General features: G+C 71.2%; 11 protein-coding genes. 4 read left to right on the top strand and 7 right to left on the bottom strand.

All coding sequences use genetic code 11. From position 1 onward, the window contains the following. Window positions 1-164: 164 nt before the first annotated feature. Entirely contained in the window at window positions 165-563 is a 399-nt protein-coding gene (locus tag ACFVJX_RS08345; protein ID WP_384127537.1) for a hypothetical protein, read from the top strand. A gap of 39 nt (window positions 564-602) precedes the next feature. Here ACFVJX_RS08345 and ACFVJX_RS08340 read toward each other — a convergent pair whose 3' ends face one another. The 5 genes from ACFVJX_RS08340 to ACFVJX_RS08320 form a co-directional block, all read right to left on the bottom strand. After that, window positions 603-1,091: a glutathione peroxidase gene (locus ACFVJX_RS08340; protein ID WP_384127544.1), complete on the bottom strand. Its 489-nt coding sequence runs from the start codon at window positions 1,089-1,091 to the stop codon at window positions 603-605. 55 nt (window positions 1,092-1,146) lie between these two features. After that, window positions 1,147-1,272 (bottom strand): hypothetical protein, encoded by a 126-nt coding sequence (locus tag ACFVJX_RS08335; RefSeq protein ID WP_384127535.1) that lies wholly within the window; start codon window positions 1,270-1,272, stop codon window positions 1,147-1,149. Window positions 1,273-1,627: 355 nt separating this feature from the next. Then, a complete protein-coding gene (locus ACFVJX_RS08330; RefSeq protein WP_384127533.1) occupies window positions 1,628-2,194 on the bottom strand; it encodes a GNAT family N-acetyltransferase in 567 nt (188 codons plus the stop codon). A 13-nt stretch (window positions 2,195-2,207) separates the two neighbouring features. Beyond that, window positions 2,208-2,789: a helix-turn-helix domain-containing protein gene (locus ACFVJX_RS08325; RefSeq protein ID WP_384127531.1), complete on the bottom strand. Its 582-nt coding sequence runs from the start codon at window positions 2,787-2,789 to the stop codon at window positions 2,208-2,210. 78 nt (window positions 2,790-2,867) lie between these two features. Further along, window positions 2,868-4,646 (bottom strand): cation:proton antiporter, encoded by a 1,779-nt coding sequence (locus tag ACFVJX_RS08320; RefSeq protein ID WP_384127529.1) that lies wholly within the window; start codon window positions 4,644-4,646, stop codon window positions 2,868-2,870. A gap of 181 nt (window positions 4,647-4,827) precedes the next feature. Here ACFVJX_RS08320 and ACFVJX_RS08315 point away from each other — a divergent pair, with 181 nt between their 5' ends. Continuing rightward, window positions 4,828-5,058: a DUF6011 domain-containing protein gene (locus tag ACFVJX_RS08315; protein ID WP_384127527.1), complete on the top strand. Its 231-nt coding sequence runs from the start codon at window positions 4,828-4,830 to the stop codon at window positions 5,056-5,058. A 4-nt stretch (window positions 5,059-5,062) separates the two neighbouring features. On the opposite strand, the gene ACFVJX_RS08310 is transcribed toward ACFVJX_RS08315, so the two are convergent. Both ACFVJX_RS08310 and ACFVJX_RS08305 read right to left on the bottom strand, forming a co-directional pair. After that, the gene (locus ACFVJX_RS08310) at window positions 5,063-5,944 is read right to left on the bottom strand and encodes an acyl-CoA thioesterase (protein WP_384127525.1); all 882 of its coding nucleotides are present in this window, start codon (window positions 5,942-5,944) and stop codon (window positions 5,063-5,065) included. A 46-nt stretch (window positions 5,945-5,990) separates the two neighbouring features. Continuing rightward, the gene (locus ACFVJX_RS08305; protein WP_384127524.1) at window positions 5,991-8,504 is read right to left on the bottom strand and encodes a DEAD/DEAH box helicase; all 2,514 of its coding nucleotides are present in this window, start codon (window positions 8,502-8,504) and stop codon (window positions 5,991-5,993) included. Between the two features lie 181 nt (window positions 8,505-8,685). Here ACFVJX_RS08305 and ACFVJX_RS08300 point away from each other — a divergent pair, with 181 nt between their 5' ends. Beyond that, on the top strand, window positions 8,686-9,477 hold the full coding sequence (locus ACFVJX_RS08300) for a metal-dependent hydrolase (protein ID WP_384127522.1): 792 nt from the start codon (window positions 8,686-8,688) through the stop codon (window positions 9,475-9,477). A gap of 72 nt (window positions 9,478-9,549) precedes the next feature. Then, on the top strand, window positions 9,550-10,422 hold the full coding sequence (locus ACFVJX_RS08295; protein ID WP_384127520.1) for a methylenetetrahydrofolate reductase: 873 nt from the start codon (window positions 9,550-9,552) through the stop codon (window positions 10,420-10,422). The last annotated feature ends 33 nt before the right edge of the window (window positions 10,423-10,455 follow it).

Raw genomic sequence — 10,455 nt, 5'->3', positions numbered from 1 at the left:
GGCTGACCCCGTCTCGAACGCACGCCCCTGCCCCCTGCCCCCCCGCGGTACCCGGCGGGGGGACAGGGGCCAGGGACGTTGCCCGAGTCGGATGGTGTGTACCTGGCATGTCCCTGTAGATTCCCCGTGAAGATCGTGACCGGTTGATGGAGGGGGAACAGAGCATGCCGAGATGCACCACGGGGCGCGTGCTGGCCGCTGCGACCGCCGCGTTCGGGCTCGTGGTCGCGGCTCAGGGCACCGCGTCCGCTGCGCCGGTGTCGATCGACGCGACCTTCGGCGGGCGAGGCGAATGGAACGCGGACCCTTACGGCAACACCCCCGGCGACTCCATCCGCGCCTGTGACACGTCCTCCGACGGCTGGGGTATCGAGGTGAAGCTCGACATCGGTCGCGACGGGACGTGGGACCGGATCGCCACCACCCGCGGTCACAACGCGAAGTACTGCAGCCCGTGGAAGAGCGGCAACATCAAGGAAGGCACGCCCGTGAGCATCCAGGTGGCGAACGTCGACGGCGGCGTCACCTACCCCAAGGGATCGCTCCTGCTCAGCCACGCCTGAGCACCGCCGGACGGCCCGTGGCCGCCCGGCAGCCCGCGCTCAGGCGGTGAGTTGGGCCTCGATGGCCGCGACGACCTCGGGGGCCTCCGGCTCGGTACCGGGACGGATCCGGGCGACCGGCACGCCCGCCGGGGAGATCAGGAACTTCTCGAAGTTCCACTTGACGTCACCGGCCTCGCCGTCGGCGTCCGCCAGTTGCGTCAGTTCCGTGTAGAGCGGGTGCCGGCCGGCACCGTTGACGTCGGTCTTCTCCAGCAGCGGGAACGTGACCCCGTACGTCGCGGAGCAGAACGCCTGGATCTCCTCCGAACTCCCCGGCTCCTGGCCGGCGAACTGGTTGCACGGCACGCCGAGCACGGTGAACCCCCGGTCCCCGTACGTCTTCTGCAACCGCTCCAGGCCGGCGTACTGCGGGGTGAGACCGCACTTGGAGGCAACGTTCACCAGCAGGACGGCCTGGCCCCGGTAGGCGCCCAGCGTGGTCGGCTCACCGGTCAGGGTGTGGAGCGGGATGTCGTACAGCGTCATGAGGGTCTCCTCGTAAGTGGCTTCCACAGCCATTCTTACGCTCATGGGTCCGGCCCTATGCCCACAGGTCCACCGGGACGAATCCGACCGCACGCCCGTCCGGATCCAGCAGCCGGTTCAGCCGGTGGCTGGAGGTGTTCACCGGCACGCCCGGTGTCGCGGCGGCTTCACTCAGGGGCATCCGCGCGTTCTCGCCGATCGCTGTGACCGGCCGGGCCCGCTCGGGCAGTTGCCGGAAATTCGCCCGGCGCCGGCCGGCGGGACGCGGCCGGCGCTTCCCGCTGGGAGCGGTTCGGCTCGTCAGCCACCAGGCGCTGACCGCGGTGCGACTGCGGGTGACCGGATGCGCCGGGGTCGCCTTGGCAGGCGGGACCGTGCCGACAGCGGCCGCCGGACTCCTCGGCCTCGCCCACGAGACCGACGCCCTGGAGCCCGGCAGGCGCGCCGACGTCGTCATCGCCCGCGGCACCCCCCGACGGCGTCCACGCCCTCGGCGACCCCGGGAACATCCGGCTCGTCATGAAGGGCGGCGTCGCCTACAAGGACACCGAAGGGCTCACCGGCCGAGCCGGTGCGGGCCCGCCCCGGCCGACCGCCTTGTAGTAGAAGGTGGTCGGCCTCAGCACACCGGCCGGGTCACCCGCGTAGTCCGGCACGGACCCGCACTCCGTCCAGCCCGCCGAGCGGTAGAGCCGCTCGGCGGGGCTGCCGCTCTCGGTGTCCAGGACCAGCAGCGTCACGCCGTCCTCCGCCGCCGACTGCTCGACGGCGTCCAGCAACGCACGCCCGAGCCCACGGCCGCGCGCCGAAGGACGGACGATCAGCTTGGTGACCTCGGCGCGATGGCGGGCGTTCGGCAGCGGCGCCCGGATCAGCCCGATGGTCCCGGCGATCCGCTCGCCGTCCCGGGCGATCCAGACCTGATGGTGCCCGGACGCGACGGTGCCTGCCCGCTCCCGCCACCAGCAGGCGGCCTCGCCCCGGTCCAGCGGTGCGAGGAACCCCACGGACGACCCCTCCTCGACGGTCTCCACCAGGAGCGCGGCCAGCTCATCGGCGTACGTGACCAGTTCGGGTCCGGACACCGGGACGATCTCGGTCATGCGACAGGTCCTTTCACGGCGATACGATCATCAGTGCGTAACGGACCCTTGCCGGGCCCGGACAGCGGAAACGCGACGGGCCGCGGAGCCGGAACCGTAGACAGTCGCCGGTGCGCACCGTGTGCACCGTGTCGTCGACGGTGATCTCGACCATCCCCTCCAGAACCCAGACGTGCTGCTCCAGGCCGGGAACGGGCGGGTTCTCGTACGCGATCGAGGCACCGGCGTCGAGTACCCCCTCGACCACCTCGGCGCGCAGCCCGGCATGCGGCGGCGAGACCGACCGGCGGACAAAGCCGGACGCCTCGTCCCGCCACACCGTCTGGCGTTCGGCGGGTACCAGCTGTGGCGGCTCCGCCTCCACCTCCAGCAGCAGCTGCGACATGGTGCGCCCGTGGACGGTGCAGAGCCTGCCGAGCAGGGCGGCGGTCGGGCTCAGCTCGCCGCGCTCGAGCCGGGAGAGCGTGGAGCGGCTCGCCCCGGTGCGCCGTGCCAGTTCCTCCAGCGACCAGCCGCGCCCGGTGCGCAGTTCGGCCAGCCGTGCCGCCAGCCTGGCATCGACTGAGCCGGGCTCGACGCTCTCCGTCTCTCTCACGGAAGAGATGTTATCTCTGTTTCGAGAATACTCGCGCAGGTCGCGCAGGTCGCGCAGGTCTCACAGGTCTCACAGGTCTCAATGGGAGCGGGCCACGGCGGCCGGGCCCAGCAGGACGAGGGTGTCTCCCTGCTCCGGAGCGGGCGTACGGCTGCCGGTGACCGGCGCGAGCCGCCCATCGGGGCTCACCACGAACAGCAGCTCGTGTCCGGCCGGGACCGCCCCGTCGACCCCGTCGAACAGCCGCGTCACCACCCGCGCCCCGGCCTCGTACCTGCGGGTCAGCTCGGGCCGCGTGAGCCCGGTACCGAACAGTGGCTCGCCACCCGTGTACGGGGCCACCACCCCGTGACTCGCCGACGGGGCGCGGAGCCGGTGGACAGGCCCCCCGACGCTCTCCCGCAGCGTCGTCGAAGCGAGCGCGTTGAAGTCGTCCTCACCGGTCAGCAGCAGGACTTCCGTGATTCCCTCGAGTTCCGCCCCGGTGCCGGTGGCCGATGCGAGGAGCTCACCGGGTGCCTGTTTCAGCCCGGCCTCCTCGATCCGCTTCCGCTCGGGGCCGGCCCCCGCCCACATGAGCACGTCCAGCCCCGCCGAACGCAGCGCACACGCCAGGCCGACCGCCCAGGGAGCGCCGCCCACCAGCAGTGGCCTGGAACGTGCGGGGCGCAGCACGCCGAGCCGTCGGGCCACCGGGAACGCCGTCAGGCCGTACAGCATGACGGTGGCGACGATCACCACGAACGTGGCGGGCAGGATGCGTTCGGCACCCTCGACGCCCCGGTCGACCAGGGTGGCCGAGAACGTGGCGGCGGTGGCCGCGGCCACGATGCCGCGCGGGGCCATCCAGCCGGTGAACCACCGCTCCCCGAGCGGCACATCGGTCCGCAGCGCCGCGAGATGGGCCACCAGCGGCCTGGTCACCAGGACGAGCAGCGCCACCAGGGCCAGCGAGGGCAGCACCACATGCCGCAGCGAGGCGGGAGTGACCGTCGCGGAGATCGAGACGAAGAGCAGCCCGATCGTGAGCGAGACCAGGGTGTCGAAGAACGGCCGCCGGGCCGCGATGCCCGTACCCGGCAGACGGGCCAGGGCCATCCCCGTCACGACGGCGGAGATCAGACCCGTGTCGTCGCGCAGTGCGTCGCAGGCCGCCGCCACTCCGACCACCGTGGCGAGCTGCACCGACGTTCCCAGCTCCTCGGTGAGCCGCACCCGGCTCAGCACCACCCACAGCAGACACGCCCCGACCGCGCCTCCGGCCACGCCCACGCCCGCGCTGACGGCGAACTGCCCCACCTGACGGCCGAACCCCGGCCGGTCGCCCGCGAGCACGCCGTGGAAGACCAGCGCGCCCAGGATCCCGCCGACCGGATCGATCAGTGAGCCCTCCCAGATCAGCACACGCTGCAGTCGTTCGGTGGGCCGGACGAAATTGAGCAGCGGCCCGACGACCGTCGGACCGGAGACGACCAGGATCGACGCCAGCATCACGGCCGCGGGCGCCGACATGTCCAGTACCGGTACCGCGAAAGGCGCCGCGGAAACCACGGTGAGGACGGTACCGATCCAGAGCAGCCGGATGACGAAGCGACGCGTATGGCCCGTGAGCCTGCGGGGATCCAGCCCGAGACCGGCGTCGTAGAGGATCACCGCCACCGCCAGCGACACCAGCGGCGAGAAGGCGGCGCCCAGTAGCCGCTCCGGGTCGACCTCGTCCGTCAGCGCTCCCGCGGTGAAGCCGACCGGCAGCAGGACGAGCAGCGCCGGTACGCGCAGTCGGCCGGCCAGCAGCTGCGAACCGACCGCGAGCACCACGATCAGCCCCAGACCGGCGAACACCTGATCGGCCGTCATGGGCGTGCCTCCTCGGGCGGCACCCGGGCGGTGGTCACGGCCCGCGGAACACCGCGCGACCACCTTCCGCGGCGGTGCGCGGTACGCCGCGCAGGGCTCGCGCCGGCCGGCCGCAGGACCCGGAGGTATCCACCCCATGGGCTAACGGCGCGAAAGGCCGGGCTCTTGAGAGGATCGACCCGTGGAGTCCTTCGAAGCGTTGCCCGCGACCGACGCCGAACCGCTGCCCGGCACCGCCGCAGCCACCGGCCGCCGCCAGGTGCGGTGCCGGCTGTGCGGACGCCCGCTCACCGGCACCGCATCGCGCCGCACCGGTCTCGGCCCGGCGTGCGACGCCAAACTGCACCCGGCGCCGCCCGACATCCGCACCCGCCGGCACGAGGTCGAGCAGGACACGCTGCCCGGCACCTGAACCGTCAGGAGGACTGCCCGTCCAGCCGGCGGAACAGCCCCTCCTGCACCACGGACACCAGCAGATTCCCGCCCCGGTCGTAGATCCGGCCGCGCGCCAGACCACGCCCGCCCGTCGCCACCGGTGACTCCTGGTCGTACAGGAACCACTCGTCGGCCCGGAACGGACGGTGGAACCACATCGCGTGGTCCAGGGACGCCATGTCGAAGCCGCGCGGCCCCCACAGCGGCTCCACCGGGATCCGCACCGCGTCCAGCAGCGTCATGTCGCTCGCGTACGTCAGGGCGCAGGTGTGCACGAGCGGGTCGTCGCCGAGCGGGCCGACCGCACGCATCCACACCGCGCTGCGCGGGTCGGCGTCCTTGATCTCCTCCCGCGTCCAGCGCAGCCGGTCGACGTAGCGGATGTCGAACGGCTGGCGCCGCGCCATCCGCTCCAGTGCCTCGGGAAGCGCGCCGAGATGGTCGCGCACCTCCTCGGCGACCGTCGGCAGCTCCTCCGGGTCCGGAACCACGCGTGCCGGCGGCAGCTGGTGCTCGATGCCCGCCTCCTCCGGCCGGTGGAAGGACGCCGTCAGATTGAAGATGGTCCGGCCCTGCTGGACGGCCGTCACCCGGCGGGTGGTGAACGACCTGCCGTCCCTGACCCGCTCGACGTCGTAGACGATCGGCACCCCCGGACGGCCCGGCCGCAGGAAGTAGGCGTGCAGCGAATGGACCGGCCGGTCCCCGTCGGTGGTGCGGCCGGCCGCCACCAGGGCCTGCCCTGCGACCTGCCCGCCGAAGACCCGTTGCAGGGACTCCTGCGGGCTGCGGCCGCGGAAGATGTTGACCTCGATCCGCTCCAGGTCGAGCAGGTCGACCAGGCGCTCGGCGGGGTTCGTCATGCTGTTCGTCTCCACTCTCGCGGCGGCGCCGTCGGTACGGGCGCGCTCACAACTGGCCCACGGAGGCGACCCGGACTACCGCCCGGCCCTCCTCGTCGGACGCGGCCAGGTCGACCTCGGCGCTGATGCCCCAGTCATGGTCGCCGTTCGGGTCGGCGAACGTCTGCCTGACCCGCCACAGACCGTGCGCGGCGTCCTCGTCGATCTTCAGCAGCTTCGGCCCGCGGGCGTCCGGGCCGGTGCCCAGCTCCTCGTACTCGTCCCAGTACGCGTCCATCGCCTCGCCCCACGCGTCCTCGTCCCAGCCCGAGCCGCCGTCCAGCTCGCCGAGATCGCGGACCCGGTCCAGCGCGGCGAGCTCGACCCGGCGGAACATCGCGTTGCGCACCAGCACCCGGAAGGCGCGGGCGTTGGCCGTGACCGGCTTGACCTCGTCGGCCCGCTCCTGCGCCTGCTCCGCCGTCTCCACCTCGGGGTTGGCGAGCTGCTCCCACTCGTCGAGAAGACTGGAGTCGACCTGGCGGACCATCTCGCCGAGCCAGGCGATGAGGTCCTCCAGGTCCTCGGACTTGATGTCGTCCGGGATGGTGTGCTCCAGCGCCTTGTACGCGCCGGCGAGGTAGCGCAGCACGATGCCCTCGGTCCGGGCCAGCTCGTAGTTCGAGGTGAACTCCGTGAACGTCATGGCGCGTTCGTACATGTCGCGGATCACCGACTTCGGCGACACCGGGTGGTCGCCCACCCACGGGTGGCTCTGCCGGTAGACGTCGTACGCGTGCCACAGCAGCTCGCTCAGCGGCTTCGGGTACGTGACCTCCTGCAGGAGCTCCATCCGCTCCTCGTACTCGATGCCGTCGGCCTTCATCTGCCCGACCGCCGCACCGCGCGCCTTGTTCTGCTGGGCGGCGAGGATCTGACGGGGGTCGTCCAGCGTCGACTCCACCACCGAGACCATGTCCAGCGCGTACGACGGCGAGTCGGCGTCCAGCAGGTCGAACGCGGCGAGTGCGAACGTGGACAGCGGTTGGTTCAGCGCGAAGTTCTGCTGGAGGTCGACGGTGAGCCGCACGATACGGCCCTCCGCGTCCGGCGTGTCGAGCTGCTCCACCACGCCGCCGTCCAGCAGCGAGCGGTAGATGGCGATCGCCTGGCGGATGTGGCGCAGCTGCGCCCTGCGCGGCTCGTGGTTGTCCTCCAGCAGGTGCCGCATCGCCTCGAAGGCGTTGCCGGGACGCGCGATGACCGACAGCAGCATGGTGTGGGTGACCCGGAAACGCGAGGTCAGCGGCTCCGGATCGGACTGGATCAGCTTGTCGAACGTCGTCTCCGACCAGGCCACGAAGCCTTCGGGTGCCTTCTTGCGCACGACCTTGCGCTTCTTCTTCGGGTCGTCGCCGGCCTTCTTGACCAGCTTCTCGTTCTCGACGACGTGCTCGGGGGCCTGTGCGACGACGAAGCCCGCCGTGTCGAAGCCCGCGCGTCCGGCCCGGCCGGCGATCTGGTGGAACTCACGCGCGCGCAGCGTACGCACCCGGGTGCCGTCGTACTTGGTGAGCGCCGTGAACAGCACCGTGCGGATGGGGACGTTGACGCCCACACCGAGCGTGTCCGTACCGCAGATCACCTTCAGCAGACCGGCCTGGGCGAGCTTCTCCACGAGGCGTCGGTACTTCGGCAGCATGCCCGCGTGGTGCACACCGATGCCGTGCCGCACATAACGGGAGAGGTTCTGGCCGAACTTGGTGGTGAAGCGGAAGTTGCCGATGAGATCGGCGATCTTCTCCTTCTCCTCCTTGGTGCACATGTTGATGCTCATCAGCGACTGTGCCCGCTCGACGGCCGACGCCTGCGTGAAGTGCACGATGTAGACGGGCGACTGCCGGGTGTCCAGGAGCTCGGTGAGCGTCTCGGTGATCGGCGTCAGCCGGTACTCGTAACTCAGCGGGACCGGACGCGTGGCCGAGCGCACCACGGACGTGGGCCGGCCGGTGCGGCGGGTCAGGTCCTCCTCGAACATCCGGACGTCGCCCAGGGTGGCCGACATCAGGACGAACTGGGCCTGCGGCAGCTCCAGGATCGGGATCTGCCAGGCCCAGCCGCGGTCCTGCTCCGCGTAGAAGTGGAACTCGTCCATCACGACCTGGCCGATGTCCGCGTACTTCCCGTCACGCAGCGCGATGGAGGCCAGGACCTCGGCCGTGCAGCAGATCACCGGGGCGTCGGCGTTGACCGAGGCGTCGCCGGTGAGCATGCCGACGTTCTCCGTGCCGAACAGCTTGCACAGGTCGAAGAACTTCTCCGAGACCAGCGCCTTGATCGGGGCCGTGTAGAAGGTGACCTTGTCCTGGGCCAGAGCCGTGAAGTGCGCACCGGCCGCGACCAGGCTCTTGCCCGAGCCGGTGGGGGTGGAAAGGATCACGTTGGCCCCGGAGACCACCTCGATCAGCGCCTCCTCCTGAGCGGGATAGAGGGTGATGCCCTGCGTCTCGGTCCAGGACGAGAAAGCCTCGAAGAGGGCGTCGGGGTCGTCGGTCGGGGGCAGCTGATCGATTAGGGTCACGCCCCCATCTTGCCTGCCTTCCGCCCGGATGAGGGAACCGGACGACCGCACGAAGATCACGGACGATACGCTTCCCTCTCAACTCGGCCGCACCGTAACGACGCTGGACCGAGCCCGGATACGGGAACACCTTTCAACATTTTGTCAATACCTGGTCAAGATCTACGGGGGCGGAACAGTCATGATGGGACCGGCACACTCTCTGTCAGGGGCGGCGGCCTGGCTGGGGGTGGGCGCGGCTGCGGCAGCCGCGGGACACACCATGCCGTGGCCCGTACTCGTCGTAGGCGCGCTGATCACCGCGGGCGCCGCGCTGGCACCCGACCTGGACCACAAGTCGGCGACCATCTCGCGGGCCTTCGGCCCGATATCCCGGGGCCTCTGCGAAATCGTCGACACCCTCTCGCACGCCGTCTACAAGGCCACCAAGCTGCGGGGCGACTCGAATCGCAACGGCGGCCACCGGACCCTCACCCACACCTGGGCGTGGGCGGTCCTGATCGGTGCCGGAGCGTCCGCCGCCGCGATCACCGGCGGCCGGTGGGCGGTGCTGGCGATCCTCTTCGTCCACCTGGTGCTCGCCGTCGAAGGGCTGCTGTGGCGGGCCGCCCGGGTCTCCAGCGATGTGCTGGTGTGGCTGCTGGGCGCGACCAGCGCATGGATCCTGGCCGGCGTCCTGGACCAGCCGGGCAACGGTGCGGGGTGGCTCTTCGAAGCCCCCGGCCAGGAATACCTCTGGCTCGGGCTGCCGATCGTGCTGGGCGCCCTCGTCCACGACATCGGCGACGCGCTGACCGTCTCCGGCTGCCCGATCCTGTGGCCGATCCCGGTGGGCCGCAAGCGCTGGTACCCGATCGGCCCGCCGAAGGCCATGCGCTTCCGGGCCGGCAGCTGGGTGGAGCTGAAGATCCTCATGCCGGTGTTCATGGTGCTCGGGGGAGTGGGCGCCGCGGCGGCGATGAACTTCATCTGAGCCCTCCCGCGCCGCAGGGGCTCCGGCAGACTGGGCCGAGGGAGAACCGAACGGACAAGGAGCACCGGCACCATGGACCGCCTCTCCACGGCCGCCGCCTCGGCCGTCACCTCTCTGCTTGAGGACTTCTCCCTGGAGATGACGGGCAGGGACGTGCCCCGGCTCGAGGAGGCCCGGGACGGCATTCCGGCCGGCACCCGGATCAACGTCACCTTCCTCGGCCACGAGGACCGGGCCACGCGACTGGCCGCGGCCCGCGCCGTCCGGCGGTACGGGTACACCCCCGTACCGCACATTTCGGCCCGCCGGCTGCGCTCCCGGCGGGAGCTGGAGGAACTCCTCGCCGCGCTCCGCTCGGACGGCACGGCCGGCAACGTCCTCGTCGTGGGCGGCGACCCCGCCACACCCCACGGCCCCTACGACGACTCCCTCGCGCTCATCCGGTCCGGGCTCCTCGAGCCGTACGGGGTGCGGCACGTCGGTATCAGCGGTTACCCCGAGGGGCATCCGTCCATCGCCGGCCCCGCGCTCTGGTCGGCGATCGAGGACAAGACCGCCGCCCTCGCCCGGCGGGGGCTGGCCGGCGATGTGATCACCCAGTTCGGCTTCGACGCGGGCCCGGTCCTCACCTGGGTCGAAGCGCTACGGGAACGGGGCATCGCCGCACCGGTGCGCGTCGGGGTGCCGGGCCCGGCCGGGATCAAGCGGCTGCTGACGTACGCCGCCCGCTTCGGTGTCGGCACGAGCACGTCCATCGCGAAGAAGTACGGGTTCTCGCTCACCAACCTGATGGGCACGGCCGGCCCCGACCGCTTCGTCAGCGCCCTGGCCGAAGGCTATGACGCCCGCCGCCACGGTGTGCTCAAGCTGCACTTCTACACCTTCGGCGGGATCGGGGCCACCGCACAGTGGGTCACCGACTTCCGTACCATGCACGGAGCCTGACGCCCCGTCCGCACCAGCCCCGGAGCCCGGTTC

This window comes from Streptomyces sp. NPDC127177 (assembly GCF_042672475.1).
GTDB lineage: Bacteria > Actinomycetota > Actinomycetes > Streptomycetales > Streptomycetaceae > Streptomyces.
This window is presented reverse-complemented; position numbering and strand designations above follow the sequence as displayed.

Coding starts and splice junctions, on each gene's coding strand:
- ACFVJX_RS08320 (WP_384127529.1), bottom strand. CDS start 4,646: ATGACGGCCGATCAGGTGTTCGCCGGTCTGGGGCTGATCGTGGTGCTC.
- ACFVJX_RS08330 (WP_384127533.1), bottom strand. CDS start 2,194: ATGACCGAGATCGTCCCGGTGTCCGGACCCGAACTGGTCACGTACGCC.
- ACFVJX_RS08310 (WP_384127525.1), bottom strand. CDS start 5,944: ATGACGAACCCCGCCGAGCGCCTGGTCGACCTGCTCGACCTGGAGCGG.
- ACFVJX_RS08300 (WP_384127522.1), top strand. CDS start 8,686: ATGATGGGACCGGCACACTCTCTGTCAGGGGCGGCGGCCTGGCTGGGG.
- ACFVJX_RS08335 (WP_384127535.1), bottom strand. CDS start 1,272: ATGCCCCTGAGTGAAGCCGCCGCGACACCGGGCGTGCCGGTGAACACC.
- ACFVJX_RS08340 (WP_384127544.1), bottom strand. CDS start 1,091: ATGACGCTGTACGACATCCCGCTCCACACCCTGACCGGTGAGCCGACC.
- ACFVJX_RS08295 (WP_384127520.1), top strand. CDS start 9,550: ATGGACCGCCTCTCCACGGCCGCCGCCTCGGCCGTCACCTCTCTGCTT.
- ACFVJX_RS08345 (WP_384127537.1), top strand. CDS start 165: ATGCCGAGATGCACCACGGGGCGCGTGCTGGCCGCTGCGACCGCCGCG.